This window comes from Pseudomonas sp. DF5, from assembly GCF_058148225.1.
In genome coordinates this window covers 228,344-246,699 of record NZ_JBYVYM010000004.1, presented here as the reverse complement: position 1 = coordinate 246,699, position 18,356 = coordinate 228,344, and the positions used below count along the sequence as shown (strand labels likewise).

General features: G+C 59.1%; 19 protein-coding genes. 6 read left to right on the top strand and 13 right to left on the bottom strand.

Annotation, left to right across the window (positions count from 1 at the left end; translation table 11 throughout):
- Nucleotides 1–175 precede the first annotated feature (175 nt).
- A complete protein-coding gene (locus tag AC30D7_RS05945) occupies nucleotides 176–367 on the top strand; it encodes a hypothetical protein (protein WP_096480976.1) in 192 nt (63 codons plus the stop codon).
- A gap of 160 nt (nucleotides 368–527) precedes the next feature.
- Complete coding sequence (locus AC30D7_RS05940; RefSeq protein ID WP_018926552.1) at nucleotides 528–1,157, top strand: flavin reductase family protein; 630 nt, start codon at nucleotides 528–530, stop codon at nucleotides 1,155–1,157.
- On the opposite strand, the gene AC30D7_RS05935 is transcribed toward AC30D7_RS05940, so the two are convergent.
- Together AC30D7_RS05935 and AC30D7_RS05930 are read right to left on the bottom strand one after the other, a co-directional pair.
- Nucleotides 1,158–1,388 carry a hypothetical protein gene (locus AC30D7_RS05935; protein WP_490133423.1) on the bottom strand — a complete coding sequence of 77 codons (231 nt, stop codon included), beginning with the start codon at nucleotides 1,386–1,388 and terminating at the stop codon, nucleotides 1,158–1,160.
- A 41-nt stretch (nucleotides 1,389–1,429) separates the two neighbouring features.
- The gene (locus tag AC30D7_RS05930) at nucleotides 1,430–1,783 is read right to left on the bottom strand and encodes a putative quinol monooxygenase (protein WP_026286455.1); all 354 of its coding nucleotides are present in this window, start codon (nucleotides 1,781–1,783) and stop codon (nucleotides 1,430–1,432) included.
- A gap of 336 nt (nucleotides 1,784–2,119) precedes the next feature.
- Between AC30D7_RS05930 and AC30D7_RS05925 the strand changes: the two genes are divergently transcribed.
- Nucleotides 2,120–3,049, top strand: a complete 930-nt coding sequence (locus tag AC30D7_RS05925) for an AraC family transcriptional regulator (RefSeq protein WP_490133422.1) — start codon at nucleotides 2,120–2,122, stop codon at nucleotides 3,047–3,049.
- Between the two features lie 123 nt (nucleotides 3,050–3,172).
- Here the strand turns inward: AC30D7_RS05925 and AC30D7_RS05920 are convergent, their stop codons facing one another.
- From AC30D7_RS05920 to AC30D7_RS05895, 6 genes are all read right to left on the bottom strand, one after another.
- Complete coding sequence (locus tag AC30D7_RS05920; protein ID WP_490133421.1) at nucleotides 3,173–4,228, bottom strand: ABC transporter ATP-binding protein; 1,056 nt, start codon at nucleotides 4,226–4,228, stop codon at nucleotides 3,173–3,175.
- 15 nt (nucleotides 4,229–4,243) lie between these two features.
- On the bottom strand, nucleotides 4,244–5,092 hold the full coding sequence (locus tag AC30D7_RS05915; RefSeq protein ID WP_019581521.1) for an ABC transporter permease: 849 nt from the start codon (nucleotides 5,090–5,092) through the stop codon (nucleotides 4,244–4,246).
- A complete protein-coding gene (locus AC30D7_RS05910) occupies nucleotides 5,089–5,997 on the bottom strand; it encodes an ABC transporter permease (protein WP_019581522.1) in 909 nt (302 codons plus the stop codon). The genes AC30D7_RS05915 and AC30D7_RS05910 overlap by 4 nt, the downstream gene beginning before the upstream one ends.
- Nucleotides 5,998–6,189: 192 nt before the next feature.
- Nucleotides 6,190–7,293: an extracellular solute-binding protein gene (locus tag AC30D7_RS05905; RefSeq protein ID WP_105345173.1), complete on the bottom strand. Its 1,104-nt coding sequence runs from the start codon at nucleotides 7,291–7,293 to the stop codon at nucleotides 6,190–6,192.
- A gap of 218 nt (nucleotides 7,294–7,511) precedes the next feature.
- Complete coding sequence (locus AC30D7_RS05900) at nucleotides 7,512–8,960, bottom strand: aldehyde dehydrogenase family protein (RefSeq protein ID WP_490133420.1); 1,449 nt, start codon at nucleotides 8,958–8,960, stop codon at nucleotides 7,512–7,514.
- Nucleotides 8,957–10,594, bottom strand: coding sequence for a 5-guanidino-2-oxopentanoate decarboxylase (locus AC30D7_RS05895; RefSeq protein WP_490133419.1), 1,638 nt, complete (start codon nucleotides 10,592–10,594; stop codon nucleotides 8,957–8,959). Before AC30D7_RS05895 ends, AC30D7_RS05900 begins: the two co-directional genes overlap by 4 nt.
- A 159-nt stretch (nucleotides 10,595–10,753) precedes the next feature.
- Between AC30D7_RS05895 and AC30D7_RS05890 the strand changes: the two genes are divergently transcribed.
- Nucleotides 10,754–11,638, top strand: coding sequence for a LysR substrate-binding domain-containing protein (locus tag AC30D7_RS05890; protein WP_204124668.1), 885 nt, complete (start codon nucleotides 10,754–10,756; stop codon nucleotides 11,636–11,638).
- Between the two features lie 12 nt (nucleotides 11,639–11,650).
- Here AC30D7_RS05890 and AC30D7_RS05885 read toward each other — a convergent pair whose 3' ends face one another.
- The 4 genes from AC30D7_RS05885 to AC30D7_RS05870 form a co-directional block, all read right to left on the bottom strand.
- A complete protein-coding gene (locus tag AC30D7_RS05885; RefSeq protein ID WP_433785341.1) occupies nucleotides 11,651–12,673 on the bottom strand; it encodes an alpha-xenorhabdolysin family binary toxin subunit B in 1,023 nt (340 codons plus the stop codon).
- Between the two features lie 35 nt (nucleotides 12,674–12,708).
- On the bottom strand, nucleotides 12,709–14,007 hold the full coding sequence (locus AC30D7_RS05880; RefSeq protein ID WP_490133418.1) for an alpha-xenorhabdolysin family binary toxin subunit A: 1,299 nt from the start codon (nucleotides 14,005–14,007) through the stop codon (nucleotides 12,709–12,711).
- 313 nt (nucleotides 14,008–14,320) lie between these two features.
- The gene (locus AC30D7_RS05875) at nucleotides 14,321–14,935 is read right to left on the bottom strand and encodes an NAD(P)-dependent oxidoreductase (RefSeq protein WP_096480981.1); all 615 of its coding nucleotides are present in this window, start codon (nucleotides 14,933–14,935) and stop codon (nucleotides 14,321–14,323) included.
- A gap of 191 nt (nucleotides 14,936–15,126) precedes the next feature.
- Nucleotides 15,127–16,008 carry an MBL fold metallo-hydrolase gene (locus tag AC30D7_RS05870; RefSeq protein WP_490133417.1) on the bottom strand — a complete coding sequence of 294 codons (882 nt, stop codon included), beginning with the start codon at nucleotides 16,006–16,008 and terminating at the stop codon, nucleotides 15,127–15,129.
- Between the two features lie 114 nt (nucleotides 16,009–16,122).
- Between AC30D7_RS05870 and AC30D7_RS05865 the strand changes: the two genes are divergently transcribed.
- Nucleotides 16,123–17,028 (top strand): LysR family transcriptional regulator, encoded by a 906-nt coding sequence (locus AC30D7_RS05865; protein WP_490133416.1) that lies wholly within the window; start codon nucleotides 16,123–16,125, stop codon nucleotides 17,026–17,028.
- Between the two features lie 94 nt (nucleotides 17,029–17,122).
- Nucleotides 17,123–17,299, top strand: a complete 177-nt coding sequence (locus AC30D7_RS05860) for a hypothetical protein (RefSeq protein ID WP_490133415.1) — start codon at nucleotides 17,123–17,125, stop codon at nucleotides 17,297–17,299.
- A 21-nt stretch (nucleotides 17,300–17,320) separates the two neighbouring features.
- Here the strand turns inward: AC30D7_RS05860 and AC30D7_RS05855 are convergent, their stop codons facing one another.
- Nucleotides 17,321–18,232 (bottom strand): helix-turn-helix domain-containing protein, encoded by a 912-nt coding sequence (locus AC30D7_RS05855; protein WP_490133414.1) that lies wholly within the window; start codon nucleotides 18,230–18,232, stop codon nucleotides 17,321–17,323.
- Nucleotides 18,233–18,356: the final 124 nt, after the last annotated feature.

The following is an 18,356-nucleotide window of genomic DNA, read 5'->3' as shown; positions in this document are numbered from 1 at the left end:
CTTCGGGTTATTGACCGGTGCGCAGACTGGCGGTGGAGCGGTGAAAAATAGGTAAGTGCAGGATGAAAATTCTGTCACGCAGACAAGAGAGCCCGATTAATCGCTGGTTAATGCCCAGTACGCATCCTGCCCCCCGTCTGATCAATTCATTGCGCTGTGCAAACTGGAGTTACCCATGAAAACCAAACTGATGCTCGTTCTGGCCCTCTCTGTGCTGGCCGCCAACACCTTCGCCGCCGATGGTTACGACCGCACCGGTTCCGCCGTCTTCACTGCACAAAGCAACGTCGCTGGCGACAGCCGCACCGACGCAGCCACAGTCGCTACCGACAGCGTCGATCGCACCGATGCAGCTCGCACCAACTGATCCCTGAACGCACCACACAGCCCGGCTTTGGCCGGGCTTAGTCATTTTTGGGGGAAGCAAAACCCGGTGATCGCCACAGAAGCCCCACTCCCACTGATTGAAATCTGCCGCTGGCCCTTGCACCATGCTCACCTCCCGGACGCCCTCAGGAATTCACTCCATGCCCGACGATATCCATTTCTACGAACCCGCCAACGGCCACGGCCTTCCCCATGACCCGTTCAACGCCATCGTCGGCCCGCGCCCCATCGGCTGGATTTCCTCCCAGGACGCCAACGGTCGCCTGAACCTGGCGCCCTACAGCTTCTTCAATGCCTTCAACTACATTCCGCCGATCATCGGGTTCTCCAGTGTCGGGCGCAAAGACAGCTTGAACAACATCGAGCAGACCGGCGAGTTCGCCTGGAACCTGGCGACGCGCCCACTGGCCGAGCAGATGAACCAGAGTTGCGCGATGGTTGGGCCCGAGGTCAACGAGTTCGAACTGTCCGGGCTGACCACTGCCGCGTCGAAAATCATTCAGGTGCCACGGGTCGCCGAAAGCCCGGTGTCCTTCGAGTGCAAGGTCACGCAGATCATTCAGTTGCAGCGTGCCAACAAGGAAGTGGTGCCGAGCTGGCTGATTCTCGGCGAAGTAGTCGCCGTGCACATTGCCAAATGGCTGTTGAAGGATGGGGTGTACGACACCGCCGCGGCAGAACCGATTCTGCGCGGCGGCGGGCCAGCCGATTATTTTCAGCTGGGGCCAGAGGCACTGTTCAAGATGTTCCGCCCGGGAGCGGTCAAGTGATTACCAGAGCAGGTCAGCGTCTTGTTTGACGTCTTTGAGGTGGGTCAGCTCTTTGGCCGCAGCCTCGTCGGCTTCATGAGCGGTCTTGAACGTCTGGCTTTCCAGCACTTTGTGAAAGACCGGAGCACCGGAACCACCGAGGGCTTTGACGGCAATCGCGGCGTGGTAACCGCCCTCGCTCGGTACTACTGCTGAAACGGCTTCGAAGTGTTCAAAGGCTTTGCGTGCCATGTCGCGGATCCTGGCTAATGGAGAGTTGCGCCATTAAACCCTCAACCGGCCAGTTTGTGTACCGCTGCCTGGGACTGGCCGAGGGCCTGGGTCGCCGAGACATCCTTGAAAGTATGGAAATCCAGGCTGTTGACCACCATTTCCTGCACCAGTTCGGCAAAAATCTGCATCGCCGGGCTGCCGAAGTAAGCGGTCATCGCCTGTTGGCTGGCCCAGAAACCGGACACCAGCCACAGCTCGGGATCACATTGCGAGTGCTGCAGGGCGAAGCTCAGGCAACCCGGCGCGTTGCGCGACGGTTCGATCAGGGCGCTCAGGCGCGCACCGAGTTCTGCCGAACGCCCGGCGCGGGCGCGAACGAAGGCCATATGACTGACGGGGATCTGCGTAGACATGTTCAACCCTCCCAGGGAGTCGAGTGGCAGCCGTGGGACGGGCTGCGACAGGATCCAAGATTAGGCGGCGCATCACAGTCACCGTTAGTCGATTTCTGCCGGCTTATTGCACAATCCTGCGCAACTGCAAAAAGCCTCTGTAACAGCGCGCAAAGTACTGTCACACCGCTGTCACACCACTTTTAAGCAAGTTTCATCCACATTGCCCTGCTATGGCAGCCTCGTGTATTCACCCCGCGCAGAATCAGGCAAGCTTTTGACAGGATGTGTCTACCGCTGTCCCTTGCACAAATTTAAGCTCGGCCCATGACCAACACTTCACGGAGGATTCCCTGCATGTCGTCGCTCGATCACTTTCAGGCTCCGCTTCCCGCCGACATGGAAAAACAGCGCGCGGAACTGGCCGACCTCATCCGTCGCAACACGCTGGAGGATGGCTCCTATGCCACCGCCGTCGATTCGCTGTTTATGTCGCGCCACAGCCAGAACCATAATTTTGCCCCGGTGCTGGCCCAACCTGCGCTGTGCATCATGGCCCAGGGGCGCAAGGAAGTGCGGCTGGCGGATGAATACTTCAATTACGACCCGCTGAATTACCTGGTGGTATCGGTCTCGATGCCTTTGAGTGGGCGGGTGGTGAATGTCTCGCCTGACGAACCGATCCTCGCCGTGCGGCTGGACATCGATCCGGCGGAAATCACCGCACTGATTGCCGACGCCGGCCCCATCGGCGTGCCCACACGACCCACGGGGCGCGGCCTGTATGTCGAGCGGATCGACGCGGCGATGCTCGACGCCGTACTGCGTCTGGCGCGTTTGCTGGACACACCGAAAGACATCGCCATGCTCGCGCCGCTGATTCGCCGGGAGATCCTGTATCGGTTGTTGCGCAGCCAGCAGGGACATCGGCTGTATGAGATTGCCATCGCCAACAGCCAGAGCCATCGCATCAGCCAAGCGATCAAATGGCTCAACGGCAATTATGAACAGCCGCTGCGCATCGATGATCTGGCGCGAGAAGTGAACCTGAGCGTGTCGACGCTGCATCACCGCTTCAAGGCGATGACGGCGATGAGCCCGCTGCAGTATCAGAAACAGCTGCGCCTGCAAGAAGCGCGACGGTTGATGCTGGCCGAAGGGCTGGAAGCGTCGGCGGCGGGTTATCGGGTGGGGTATGAAAGCCCTTCGCAGTTCAGCCGCGAGTACAGCCGATTGTTCGGGGCACCGCCGTTGCGGGATTTGGCGCGGTTGCGGTTGTCCGTGTAATCAGATTCACACCCTGTAGGAGCGAGGCTTGCCCGCGAAGGCGTCGTATCAGCCAGCATCAATGCTGAGTATGAAATAGCCTTCGCGGGCAAGCCTCGCTCCTACGAGGATGGGGGTGTTTGTTCAGGCGCTTAGTACTCGGCAAGCCTCAGCCGGCAAGGTCACCGACACCGGATGGCCAATACCCAACCCAACCCCCTGACACGGCGTACTCAACGCAGTAAACGACACTCCGGAACACTCGACAGTGGTTTCGATGGTCGCGCCGATATCCCGCACAAACGTCACCTTGCCCAGCAAGCGATTCCCCGCCGTGGCCAGGGGTTGCGACAGTTGCAGGTCTTCGGGGCGGATCAGCATCTTGACCTTCTCCCCCACCGCAATGCTGCTGCAGATCGGCACTTGCAGCGCATCACCGCCGGGCAAGCTGACCTTGCCGTTGCCCAACGCCGTGGCCGGAAAAATATTGCCCGAGCCGATAAAGTCCGCGACGAATTCATTGGCCGGGTGCCGATAAATCTCAATCGGCGTGCCCACCTGCTGCACCCGATGCTCACCGAGCACCACCACGATGTCGGCCATGGTCATGGCTTCGCGCTGGTCGTGGGTAACCATGATGGTGGTGATGTTCAAACGCTGTTGCAGCTGACGGATTTCCACCTGCATCGACTCGCGTAACTTGGCGTCCAGCGCCGACAGCGGTTCGTCGAGCAGGAGGATTTTCGGGTGGCTGGCAATCGCCCGGGCAATCGCCACCCGCTGACGCTGGCCGCCGGAGAGTTTTGCCACCGGGCGATCAATCATTTCCTGCAGTTGAATCAGCTCAAGCAACTCCACCACCCGCGCCTGTTGATCAGCCTTGCTGACCCCACGCAGTTTCAGCGGATAGGCAATGTTCTCCCCCACCGTCATGTGCGGGAACAGCGCCAGGGATTGAAACACCATGCCGAAATTGCGCTGATGCGCCGGCGTGTGGCCGATGTCTTCACCGTCCAGGCGAATCTCGCCGCCGGTCAGGGTTTCGAGCCCGGCGATCATCCGCAGCAAAGTGGTTTTACCGCAGCCCGACGGGCCGAGGAAACACACCAATTTGCCCTCGGGCAAATGCAGGTTTACATCCTTTACCGCGCAGGCCGAGCCGTAATGTTTCTCGACGTTTTCCAGAATCAGACCAGTCATGTTGCACCTCAAGAATCAGAACGAAACGCCGCCTTCGCCAACCAACTTTTCCAGCGCCCAAATGAGCACGAAGTCGATCAGCACGATCAGCACGGCAAACGAGAAAACGGTAGGGTCGAGCGATGACACGGTGCGGCTGTACATCCAGATCGGCACGGTCATGACGTCGATGGTGTAGAGGAAATAGGTCACGGTGAATTCGTTGAACGAGACGATGAACGCCAGCAGCATGCCCGCCAGAATCCCCGACTTCATCAACGGCACCACCACATCGACAATCGCCCGCAGCGGTGAAGCGCCGAGCATTTGCGCGGCCTCTTCGACCTCGCTGCCGATGGAGAGCATCGCTGCCGTGCAGTTTTTCACCACGAACGGCAGCGCCAGAATCACATGGGCGATCACCAGCCGCGAGGTGGTGATCTGGAACGGCAGGCTGTCGAACACCAACAACAAGGCCAGGCCCAACACCACCATCGGGAACACCAGTGGCAGCGACATCAATTGCAGCGCCACGGCCTTGCCACGGAACTCGCAACGGGTCAGCGCGTAAGCCGCCGGCACCGCGATGATCGTGGCGAAGATCATGGTCAGGCAGGCCACCAGCAAACTGGTGCTCATGGCTTTGCCCAGGCTCAGCACATCACTGGCGTCCGGCGAGACGAAGGTGTGCCAGGCGGCCTTGTACCATTGCAGGCTGTAGCTGCTGGGCGGAAAGTCGAGGTTCGAGGCGCCGCTGAACGACATGACGATCATGGTCAGGATCGGCAGCACCGCCAACAGCAAAATGAAGCCCGAGAGGATACCGGCGAACTTGCCGGTATCGCCCGGCAACAGCGACTGACGCTTCTTGATCAAGGTGCTCATTGGGAAGCCTCCAGCATGCGCCGACGACGGCCAGTGATGTATTCGGACAAGGTCATGATTGCCAGGGTGGTAACGATCAGCACCACGCCGGCAGCGGACGCGGCGGGCCAGTTCATCAGCGGGGCGATCTGGTCATGGACCATCACCGCCAGCATCGGCACACGCCGACCGCCGAGCAACAAAGGCACCACGAAGCTGCTGGCGTTGTAGGCAAACACCAGCGTCGCGCCGGTGATGATCCCCGGAAAACTCATCGGCAACACCACTTGGCGAAACACCTGCAGGCGACTGGCGCCCAAGGTGGCAGCGGCTTCTTCGTAAGTGCGGGCGACACCGCGCATGGCGCTGGCAATCGGCAGCACAGCCAGCGGGAACGCGGTTTGCACCAGGCCCATCAATACGCCGTTCTGGTTGTACAGCAGCATGATCGGCCGCTTGATCAGGCCCAGGCCCATCAGCGCCTGATTGAGCATCCCGCCCGGGCCGAGAATCACCAGCCAGCCATAGCTTTGCAGCAACAGGTTGACCAGCAATGGCAGCAACACCGCCGCCAGGAAAATCCGCCGCACGAACGGTGAGGTCAGCCGCGACATGGTGTAGGCCACCGGGATCGCCAGCAGCACCGCGATCACCGCACTGATCAGCGCCAGGCGCAGAGTCAGCAGCAAGGATTTGAGGTAGTACGGTTCCAGCAATTGCGCGTAACTGGCCAGGCTGAAGCCGGACCACTCCGCGCCTTTGGTGCCGACGCTCATGCGCAGCACCAGGAGGCTCGCGGCAATCAGCACGCCGAGAAACAGCATCGACGGCGAGAGAAAAAACCACGCACGCACTGTCGGTGAGACACCCCGATTAGCGCGCGTGGGTGCGACGCTTACCGGATGGGTCAGAGGTTGGTGTTCCATAGCAAGGGTCTCGTCAATGGAAAGCAGCTGAGCGAGCACAACCTTCAAAACCACCGTTAACCCTGTGGGAGCGGGCTTGCCCGCGATAGCAATCTGTCAGTCACATCATTATCGACAGGGAGGCCGTCATCGCGGGCAAGCCCGCTCCCACAGTGTTTTGCAGTGTTCTGAAAACCTGCGTTCGCCACTCGATCAGGAAGAAAAGATTTCCGTGTAGCGACGAATCCATTGGTCATGCACGGTGGCCAGGAAGGCGTTGTCGTGCATGATCGCCTTCTCGGCAATCTGCTCCGGCGTAAGGATGTACGGGCTCTTGCGCGCTTCGGCGGAGATAATCGCCTTGGCGTTGACCGGGCCGTTGTAGATGTCTTCGGCCATCTTGCCCTGCACCAGCGGGTCCAGAGAGTGGTTGATGAAGGCGTAGGCCAGGTCGGTATCGCCCGGACGGTTTTTCGGCATCACCGAGAGCATCAGGTCGGTGTAGAAACCTTCCTTCATGCCGAACGTGGCGCCCAGACCGTAGGCCGGGTCGCGGATCTGTTTCGGGAAAAACGCCGGCGCGTACAAGCCGCCCATGTCCAGGGAGCCTGTGCGGAACAGCTCGGCGATCTGGTTCGGGTTTTCACCCAGGGTCACCACGCGGCTCTTGAGCTCGGCGAGTTTCTTGAAGCCTGGCTCGATGTTGTGTTCGTCACCACCGGCCAGTTTGGCGGCGATGATGATCAGGTCCATAGCCTCGGTCCAGTTCGGCGGCGGCAGGAAAATGTTCGGCGCCAGGTCGGCGTCCCACATCGCGGCATAGCTGTCCGGGGCTTCTTTCTGGGTACGGGTGCTGTAGACCAGGCTGTTGCACCACAGCAGGTAACCGATACCGTGGCCATTGGCGCCGGTGCGATATTTCTCCGGCACGTCCACCAGGTTGGGGATGCGGTTGAGGTCGGGTTTTTCCAGCAGGTTGGCGGCGGCCAGGCCTTCGGCGCCGACGCCGGCCAGGGTGATGATGTCGTACTGTGGACGATCACCGCCGGCCTTGAGTTTGGCGACCATTTCCGAGGTACTGCCGGTACGGTCAGCGATGACCTTGCAGCCGTACTTGTCTTCGAAGGTCGCCGCAATATTGCGCAGTGCTGCCAGGCCAGTGTCATCGGACCAGGTCAGCAGGCGCAGGGTCTTGCCCTGAAAGCGCGTATCGCTGGCATTGGCCCGGATGAACGGCATGCTCATGGCTGCCGCTGCAACTGAGGCCACACCCACGGTTTTGATGAATTGACGTCTGTTCAGATCATGCTTGCCCATGAAGGACTCCCTTTGTTTTTTTAAGTATGAGGTTGGTCGCAACCGTTGCATCCGCGCGGCCAGATCGGCTTGAAGTCCCCGGTTTCAAAGGACTTGAGCTGTGCCGGCGGGTTCATCCTGAGGTCGTGCAAAACACCTGACTATCGATAAAAACTCATTGAAGCCATGACGTGAGTGCATGCCTCCTTTCGAGGCATGCGCTCACTGTTTTCGTGCTGTCAGACGGCCCGAATCACATGCTTGATTTCCTGGAACGCCTGCAAACCCCACGGCCCCAATTCGCGGCCGATGCTGCTCTGTTTGTAGCCACCCCAGGCGGTCTGCGGGAAGATCACTTGCGGCGCGTTGATCCACACAAGCCCCGCCTGCAAAGCGTTGGCGACCCGATCGGCGGCCTCGCTGTCGCGCGTGACCACACTGGCTACCAGACCGAACGGGCTGTCGTTGGCCAAGGCGATCGCCTCGGCTTCAGAGCTGAAACTGCGCACGCAAATCACTGGGCCGAAAATCTCTTCGCACCACAACGCACTCTCGAGGGGCGCGTCGATGAAAACGGTCGGCTGCAAAAAGTAGCCGCGCGACAACTCTGCCGGGCGATTGCCGCCGCAGATCAGCTTCGCGCCAGCGCTCAAACCGCGATCGATGTGGCCCAGCACCCGCTGGTATTGCGCCTGGTTGACCAGTGCGCCCATCTCCACGTTCGGGTCGAACGGGTCGGCCACGCGGATAGCTTCGGCACGGGCCTTCAATCGCGCAACAAATTCATCCGCCAACTCATCGGCCACCAGCACGCGACTGGTCGCGGAACACATCTGCCCGGCGTTGAAGAAACCGCCACCGCAGGCCACTTCCACAGCCAGTTCGATATCGGCATCGGCGAGCACCAGCAGCGAGGATTTACCGCCCAGTTCCAGGCTCACGCCTTTCACGGTTTCCGCCGCCCGCTGCATCACCTGCACGCCCACCGCGTTGCTGCCGGTGAAGGAAATCTTGGCGATGCGCGGGTCAGCCGAGAGCGGTGCGCCGACCGCAAGGCCGGTGCCGCAGACCAGGTTGAACACACCGTTTGGCACACCGGCCTCGGCAATGATCGTCGCCAGTTCCAGCTCCGGCAGCGGCGTCACTTCAGACGGTTTGAGCACCACGCAGCAACCGGCGGCCAGGGCCGGGGCGAGTTTCCAGGCGGTGGTGACCATCGGGAAATTCCACGGCACGATCAGCCCCACTACACCGCATGGTTCACGGCGCAAACGGGCGCTGAAATCATCGCTCGGCAGTTCCACTTTGCTGTCTTGCCTGGCATCGAGGCCTTCAGCCAGACCGGCGTAATACTCGAAGGTGGCGATCACGTCGTCGACGTCGATGGCCGCTTCAAACAGCGGTTTGCCGTTGTTGCTCGACTGCAACTTCATCAACTGCTCGCGCCCGGCCTGCACGCCTGCGGCGATTCTGCGCAGGATCGCCCCGCGCTCGGCACCGGTGGTTTTCGACCATTGCTTGAAAGCGTTGGCTGCAGCGGTGACGGCCTGATCGACAGCGTGTGCATCGCCGCCGTTGACGGTGGTTAGCAGGGCTTCGGTCGCCGGGTTGATCACACGCAGATGTTCGTTGCCAGCGGACCATTGGCCGTCGATGAACAGGCCATCAAGAGTGGTAGGAAAACTCATTGCGACACCGCCTTCATCCACTGGGTCTGGTCGATTTCAATCAGGGTCGGACCCTGGCGGTCGGTGGCCAGGCGCAACGCATCACGCAATCCGTCAACACTGCTGACCGCTTCGGCCGCGCAGCCCAGCGCTTTGGCCACACCAATGAAATCGGGGGTATAGATGTCCACGCCCACCGGCTCGATGGCGCGGTTGACCATGTATTTCTTGATCTCTTCGTAGCCCTGGTTATTCCACAGCAACACGATCACCGGCGTGCGGGCTTCCACCGCGCTGGCCAGTTCCGGCAAGGTGAATTGCAGGCCGCCGTCGCCGATCAGGCACACCACCGGCGGACGCGTGCCGCCTTCGACGCTGCCACCGAGCCAGGCGCCAATCGCCGCCGGCAAGGCGTAACCGAGGGTGCCGTAACCGGTGGACGAGTTGAACCAGCGACGCGGACGCTCCGGGTTGAAGGTCAGGTTGCCGGTGTACACCGGTTGGGTCGAATCGCCGACGAACACCGCGTTCGGCAATTCGTACAGCACGGTTTCCAGGAAGCGGGTCTGGGCCAGGGTCGGGGCGTCCCAGGTCGCGGCAAGCTCTTCTCGCAAGCGAGCGGCGCGCACCTGGCCCCAGTCGTTGCGGCGCTCGGCCAGCGACTTGTGGGACAGCGCGCTCAGCAGGGCCTGGGCGGCATTGCGCGAGTCAGCCACCAACGCCACCTTCGGCGGGTAATTACGCACGGTCTGGTCTGGGTCGATGTCCACGCGCAGCAGCACGCCCGGGATTTCGAAGCCGCCGGCGAAGGTGATGTCGTAATCGGTTTCGGCCAGTTCGGTGCCGATGGCCAGCACCACGTCGGCCTCGGCCACCAGCGCACGTGTGGCCACCAGGCTTTGGGTCGAACCGATCAGCAATGGGTGGCTGGATTCGAGCATGCCTTTGGCATTGATGGTCAGGGCCACTGGCGCATCCAACAGCTCGGCCAGTTCAGTCAGCTCGGCCGCCGCATCGATGGCGCCGCCACCGGCGAGAATCAATGGGCGCTTGGCACCGGCCAGCAGGTCGGTCATGCGGCTGATCGCGCTGGGCGAAGCACCGGCACGATCGATGTTCACCGGCATGCTGGCGAGCAAGTCATCGGCCTCTTCGACCAGTACGTCCAACGGGATTTCGATGTGCACCGGACGCGGGCGACCGGCCTGGAACAGCGCGAAGGCCCGCGCCAACACACCCGGCAATTCCGCCGCCGACATCAAGGTATGGGAGAACGCCGCCACGCCGCCGACCAGTGTGCTCTGGTTCGGCAGCTCATGCAGCTTGCCGCGCCCGCCGCCCAATTGGCTGCGCGATTGCACGCTGGAGATCACCAGCATCGGGATCGAGTCGGCGTAAGCCTGGCCCATGGCGGTGGTGATGTTGGTCATGCCGGGGCCGGTGATGATGAAACACACACCCGGTTTGCCGCTGGTGCGGGCATAACCGTCGGCCATGAAACCGGCGCCCTGTTCGTGACGTGGAGTGACGTGGTTGATGCTCGAACGGGCCAGCCCGCGATACAGCTCCACGGTATGCACCCCGGGAATGCCGAACACCTGCTCGACCCCGTAATCTTCGAGTAACTTGACCAATACTTCGCCGCACGTCGCCATGTGTTTGCCCTTTTTGTTCGTTTGAGACGCCGGACCTGCCCAGTGTTTATGATGGATTGGCGGGTCCAGGGATGGCCTCATTGGAACGGGCGACACATAGCCGCAACAATGGATAAAAAGTCATACTAGCCATGTCCTCACGTCATACCTTGGATCCCAATGAAACGACTTCCTCCCCTGCCGGCGCTGCACACTTTTCTGATCACCGCGCAGTGCTGCAACTTCACCCGGGCCGCCGAACAGCTGCACATCACCCAAGGCGCGGTGAGCCGGCAGATCGCAGGGCTGGAAGATCATCTGGGTTATGAGCTGTTCATTCGCCAGGCGCGGGGCTTGAGCCTGACCGCCGAAGGGCGGGAGTGGTTGCCACGGGTGCAGCAGATTTTCGGCCTGATCGACGAGGCCGTGGAGCAGATCGGCGAGAAGCGCGAAACCTTGCAACTCAAGGCGCCGACCTGCGTGATGCGCTGGCTGTTGCCGCGCCTGTTGCAGTGGCAAAAGGAACGTCCGGATGTGCCGGTGGAGTTGACCACCACGGTGAAACACGGCGTGGATTTTCATCGCGAGCAGTTCGATGCGGCGGTGATGTACGGCGCGCCGCCGGACAGCTCGCTGGCCTCCCATCATCTGTTCGATGAGCAACTGACGCCGGTTTGCTCCCGTCCTCTGCTGGAAGGTCCCGTGCCACTTTTAACCCCCGATGATCTGGAGCACCATCTGTTGCTGCATCCGACTCGCGATGAAAGGGACTGGAAAGCCTGGCTCAAAACTGCCGACGTTCACTTAAGCAATGTCGGCAAGGGGCAGCATTTCGAAACCCTGGATCTGGCCATGTCGATGGCTTCTCAGGGCACAGGTGTAGCGATCGGAGATTGGTCGTTGATTGGCGATGACTTGCGCGCAGGGCGGTTGGTGATGCCGTTTGCACTGAAAGTACGTACAGGATTGGCCTACTACCTTGTCCACCCTCAACGACCGGCCCCGAGCGCTCCGTTGGCTGAGCTGCTCGATTGGCTGCAAGCTCAGGCGCGTGCTACGTCATAGGCGAGCAGCCACTCAACGCCAGGCAATTGCACCCAGGTAATTCAGCATGGCCGTATAGCGCCCGGCCATTGCCTGAATCGACAGCACATCACGAATCAATTGCGGCTCGTTCGTTTGTAAAAAGTGCTCGTACGCCGTCAATAGTTTTTGTGCTTCTTGCACCCAGTTTCGAGTGACCTGATCGAGCGATGCAATGGCTTCAAGTTTCTGCAGGCGACTGCCCGCATCCTGGATCTGGGCCTCGGTATCTGTCAGCGCCTTTTGCACCTCATCCAGTCGGGTTCGAACACCGTCTCGAGCCTGTGTCAGGTTGGAGTAGCGGCGTCCATTCTCAATCCCTTCCAGATTGCCTTTGAGGCGTGCGAGCACCAGTTCAAGGAATTCACGATCCGGCTTTTTGGTGGTCACCAGTTTGATTGCCGACTCGATTTCCCGTGCACTAGGGATCAGGCTATCAAAAATATCCAGCCAACCCGGGGCCTGGAAATGCTCAATCTGAGCATCAATGGTGCGTTTTTCCTCCTGAAGCTTTGCCTGATCTTCCCTGTACCCGGCACCTGCCTGCTCCAGGCGTATGCGTCGATCCGTTTCGATCCGGACCAGATCGATACCATCTTCGGCAAAACGGATGGCCTCCAGATTGCCCAATCCCTGATGTAAATACTGGGTGGCAGTCTGTATCGGCCCCCGCGTACTCTCAACACGACGCGCGCAGTATTTCACCAGCTCAATGAGCTTCTCTTCACGCAGGCTGGCCGTTGCGGAGGGATGACTCTGAATCTCTTCAAGGCGCGCCAGCACACTGGCGAACCCTACGTTGCCCAGCGACGCAACGGCCCTTTTTATATGGTCGCCTATGTGCTGATCATCGGTATTGAGCTGAGCACGCAGGCGCAAAGTCTTGTCCATTACCGCCGGCAAAAAGGCAAACGTATTATCGGCCACCAAGGTATTGAAGTGGCTTTGGCTCGCCTTCATCACCTGCCGGTCGGGTGTCGCGTAATCAGGAGCGCCGTTAACAGCATTGTTCATCATGAACATTTCATCCTTGAAAATATTAAAAATAGAATTTAACCAACCACTTCATTGAAAACCTTTGACAGGGCTCTGGCATGCCCTTGAATAACATCCCAAGGCTCGACCACCGCCTGCAAGTCCAAAACCAATATATTTAAATCAAATGCATTATCGACTTGAGCCAAGCGGATAGCAGACTCCTGAACATTGACCCACAGAATCGCCCATACATCCTCCAGATTCTTCGCGCCTTTCTCTGCATCCACCATCAGCGACTTTATATTACTCAATTGCCCAGCCAAACCGCTCAACAACGTCGAAAGAGTTGCCCCTTCCATTCCTTTCAGCAATTCGGCCCGACGCTCGTTCAAGGTATTTTTCAGACCTCTGACAGTTTCCGCCTTCGATCCGAATATACCGCCGGTAACAGCAACACCGATAGGGCCGAACACCAACCCCGTAAAGGCATACCCGACCAGGCTATCGTACTCCGCGACTTTCTCCGCAATCTGTTGATCCAAGTCTTTAATCTGATCTCTTAGATTCTTAAGCCGCTTGGGCTCTTCGATACCAGCCTTTTCAATATTGCCCAGTTTGGCATCGACTATTGGTATGAGATCTGCTGAAATCTTGCGGGAAAATTCGATGGCCAACGCTTTGACGGCCGTTATGCGGGTATAAAAAACTTCAATATCACTTTTCATTCTCCCGAGATACCTGACCAGACTTTGTACCTTCTCTGTGTCGGAGTTCCCCATCGGGATAGCCATCAATACCGCGCGTTCCGCGTCCGATAAGGTATCGATCGTGCCGCTTAAATCCTTGTACCCGCTGAATTTCTCCAGATGACCGATCACCAGCCGTCCGGTGTTGATGAACCCCTTGGCAAAAAGATCCAGCCGTGTCCCCAGGTCTTTGGTATCGCGCTCCAGCGTTGCCCAGGAAAGCGCATGCTGATGAATTTTCTGATGCAAATTCTGAATATCACGAGGCTCCAGTCCATCCACATTGATCTGGGTATAACCGAGCAGTTTTTCTACGGCGCTCAGGTCAACCGGTTGGAGAAGGCTCTGGCTGACATACTTTCTGATGGCAACGATATTTTCCTTTTTAACAATAAAGGTTCCATCCTGGTAATGAGGTGCATCGTAACCCGCCATAACACCAAAATATTGAACAGGTACATATTTTGCCGCTTCCGCGACCGTATCCACGCCTTGTAGTTCTGCAACCGCTTCTAGCGCAACGCGCGTTAATTTAGTTTCAGTATCTTCTGCCGCATCCGCGCCTTGTAGTTCTACAAACGACTCCAGCGCAGCACGCCTTATCTCACTTCCCTGATCGTGACCCATAGTGCCATCCCTAACAGCTTCAGCTGACTGAGTTATATATCAATAAATTACAGGATTTACATTTCCCACCACGCATCGTGGCAGTGCCCACGGTAACCTTCTAAATCCTCCTCATCAACTCTCCACATAAGGGCGCAGACTGTAGGAAATCAAACCCACGACACTGCCGATTTTTAACCTTACGAAAAAGCCACAATACGCAAACAGCCCACTAACTAACCCGAACTAGAAAATTTACCGAAAGACACATTTTCAACACGCATAAAAAAGCACAAGTCACCGAAATAACTTGTGCTTCTTGTTTCGCGATATATCAGTAGCCGACGGTGAACCGCTGTCGCGCGTGGGACATACTTTCAACTTCATCCATCATCGCAATTGCATAATCGGCAAAACTAATCCAGCTTCGCCCTTGTGCACTGACCAGTAAGTCGTTTTTGCCTAGCCGAAACTTGCCCGTACGCTCACCTTCGACAAACTCCGCCGACGGCGACAGGAAGGTCCAGTCCAGCTCCTTTTCCTGATGCAAGGTATTGAGGAACTCGGCACCGGCGCTGGCCTCAGCCTTGTACTCCGGCGGAAAGCCTTCACTGTCGATCACTCGAGTACCGTCCGGCAGCAACAGCGAACCGGCACCGCCCACCACCAGCAGACGTTTGACACCAGCCTTCTTCACCGGCTCGATAACCGCGCTGGCGGGGATGGTAGAGAAATGCGCCGCGCTGATCACCACGTCATGGCCGGCTACTGCCGCTTGCAAAGCCACGGCATCGAGCACGTCGACGTTTTTGCTGACGACACCGGCACGCTGGCCGATTTTCGAGGTGTCGCGGGCGATGGCGGTGACGCTGTGACCGCGACGCAGGGCTTCTTCCAACAGTTGGCTACCGGCACGACCGGTGGCACCGATGATTGCGATTTTGCTCATGACGTTCTCCAGTTGGCTTGGGTGAATCTGTATTGATGTGTATGGCACGGGGCGACGAAAATCCTGTGGGAGCGAGGCTTGCCCGCGAAGAAGGCGCCGCGGTTTTTTCAGGGATTACGCGTCATCGTTCTTCGCGGGCAAGCCTCGCTCCTACAGGTTCTGCGTCGCCCCCCTCGCCACTGTTCAGCGGGTTACCACTTCATCTCGCCCTTGGCGACTTTGGCGCTCAGCTCCAACGAGCTTTCTTCGCCCAGGGTCGGGTAGCGTTTTTTCATCGCGCCGATCAGTTCGGCTGAATCTTTCGCCTTGGCGGTTTCTTCGTCGAAAGCCTTGATGTAATCGGCGGTGAACTGCACAGCCGCCAGCGAACGAGCGCTCTCACCGAGGTAATGGCCCGGCACGATGGTGTTCGGCTTCAAGGCTTCGATCGTGTGCAACGTCGTCAGCCAATCGGCATGGGACTGCGGGGTCTGGGTATCAGCCATCCACACATGAATGTTCTCGGCGACAACCACGCCACCGACCACTGCCTTGATCGACGGTATCCACACAAAGCTGCGATCCGGTTGCTTGCCATCCAGGCCGAGCACCTGCAGTTTCTGCCCTTCCAGCATCAGGCTATCGCCCTTGAGCACGTGCGGCACGATGGTTTTGTTCGGCACGTCGGCGCCCATTTTCGGACCCCAGAACGCCAGTTTGCCGTCGACGGTTTTCTTGATGTGGTCAACGGTCGGTTGCGAAGCCAGTACCTTGGCGTTCGGGAATGCCTGGGTGATGGTGTCGAGGCCGAAGTAGTAATCCGGGTCACCATGGCTGATGTAGATGGTGGTCAGTTGCTTGCCGCTGGCGCGGATTTTTTCCACCACTTGTTCGGCCTGGGATTTGCCGAATTGTGCGTCCACCAGAATCGCTTCCTTCTCGCCGCTGACCAGTACCGAGGTCACCGGGAAGATCGCGTTGGTGCCCGGGTTGTAGACGTCCAGCGTCAGGGTCGACGCCGCAGCGGCATGGGCCGCGAAGCCCAGTGCGGCGGTTGCCAGAAGAATGCGTTTGATTGAAGAGAAGCCGATCATCTGTTGCTCCGTTGTCCGAATGCCGTGCTTGGCGATGGGACAGAGCTTAGTTGCCTGGTTCGATACAAAAAATGCGATGCTTGAACATAGTTTGTTTCTGAAAGCGGGCAAATCATGGATCGTCTACAAGCAATGCGGGTGTTCGTTACGGTGGTGGACCTGGGCAGCCAATCGGCCGCCGCCGATCACCTGGACCTGTCGCGGCCGGTGGTTTCACGGTATCTGGCGGAGCTGGAGAATTGGGTCGGCGCACGCCTGATGCACCGCACCACGCGCAAATTGAGCCTGACCGCCGCCGGTAGCGAAATCCTGCCCCGGTGCCGGCAGATGCTCGATTTATCCAGCGACATGCAAGCCGCCGTCAGCGAGCCGGACGACGCACCGCGCGGCCTGCTGCGGATCAGCGTCAGCACCTCGTTCGGCCAGGCGCAACTGGCGGATGCCATGGCCGCCTACGTCAAACGTTACCCCGGCGTAAGCATCGATCTGCAAATGCTCGACCGCACGGTGAACCTGGTGGATGAGCGCATCGACCTGGCCATCCGCACCAGCAACGACCTGGACCCGAATCTGATCGCCCGGCGCCTGACGGTGTGCCGCTCGGTGATCTGCGCCTCCCCCGCTTACCTGCGCGAGCACCCCGCGCCGCAACGAGTCGAAGACCTGAGCCTGCACAATTGCCTGACCCACTCTTACTTCGGCAAAAGCCTCTGGCATTTCCAGCAGGATGGCGAGCCGGTCTCGGTGCCGGTGCAGGGCAACATCAGCGCCAACGAAGCCAGCACGCTGCTGCGCGCGGCGATGGCCGGGGCCGGGGTGGCGATGCTGCCCAGTTACCAGGCTGGGGTGCATATCCACAGCGGCGAACTGATCCGCCTGCTGCCCCAGGCCGAACCCCGGCAGATGAATATCTATGCGGTGTATGCCTCACGCAAGCACATGCCGGTGGCGTTGCGCAGCATGCTGGATTTTCTGGTGCTCAGATTTCCCGAAGAACCGGCGTGGGATGTGGGCCTTTAACCGGAGCGAATGTGGGGTGGTTTTGATGGCAACTCACCGGCGCTGACCTATGCTCAAAGCAGTACCCAAGGGTATTCGTTCAGAGGTCAACGCCATGAACATCAAAACAAAAAGATACCTCGCCATTTTCATCACTTGCGCGGCGACGCTGGCGCTGTATGGCACGGCCGCCTGGCGTGTCGAACAGTTGCGCAAAGTGCCCCGTGACTTCGCGAGCTGCAACTTCGAGCGCTGCATCCCCCACAGCGCAAGCCTCAACGCCCTCCGCTGACGAACACCTTGTGACGAGGGGTCAGGCTTCGCTCTTCTGATCGGCAGCGTGCTGATCGGCCTTCAAGCGGTCGCGAAAAGCTTTGGGCGAGATCCCCACCCGACGTCGGAACAGGCGTGTGAAGTTGGTCGGATCGGAAAACCCCAGCGCATCGGACATTTCATAAATGGTCATGCTGGTGTAGGTCAGCAAGCGCTTGGCCTCCAGTAACTGACGCTCGTGCATGATCTGCAGCGCCGGTTGCCCCGCCAGTTCACGGCACGTGCCGTTGAGGTGGGACACGGAAATCCCCAGCCGATGAGCCAGATCCTCGACCTTGACGTGCTGGCGATAGGTCTCCTCCACCAGCTGGATAAAACCGTTGAGGTATTCCCGGGCACGCTGCGGACGCTGACTGGCAGCGCGCCGCTGAATCACCTGACGGCTGACCCACACCATGATCACGCTGACCAGCGAATGCATGAGCATTTCCCGCGCCGGTTGATGGCCGGTGTATTCGTTTTGCAGCGCTGAAAACAGGCTGTTGAGGTACTCGCTGTCCTTACCCGCCGGGTAGCTTTCGGCCTGGGCCAGGGCGTTCACCGAATTGCCCAACTGCGCCTGAAGATGGGCGACCAGCGGCGCGGCCAAGGTGACGACGAACCCTTCGACGTCCTCGGAAAACCGATAACCATGCACCGATAACGGCGGCAGGATGATGATTGCCGGCTCAGTCAATTGTGAGCGTTTGCCTTCGATCTCAAGCTCTGCCTGACCTTTGAAGACGAAGAGCAACTGACACAAATCAGCGTGGCGATGGGGTTTTATTTCCCATTGATGTTCGCGGCTGCGTTTGGAGATGGTTTCACAGTGGAGCAAATCGGGGGTCGGCCAGTCCAGGCTTTCACCGTAGAGTTTGAACACCGGAATCGATGGCAGGGCGGGCTTGTTCATCACTTCAATCCAGGCCTCGGGGGTAACGGGGCGATAATCGCACCGATTGGCAGAATGTACAGGTATCGGCTCAGTTTTCACCTTCAATTGACAGACCCGCAAGTGAAAAATGCAAGCACTCGAT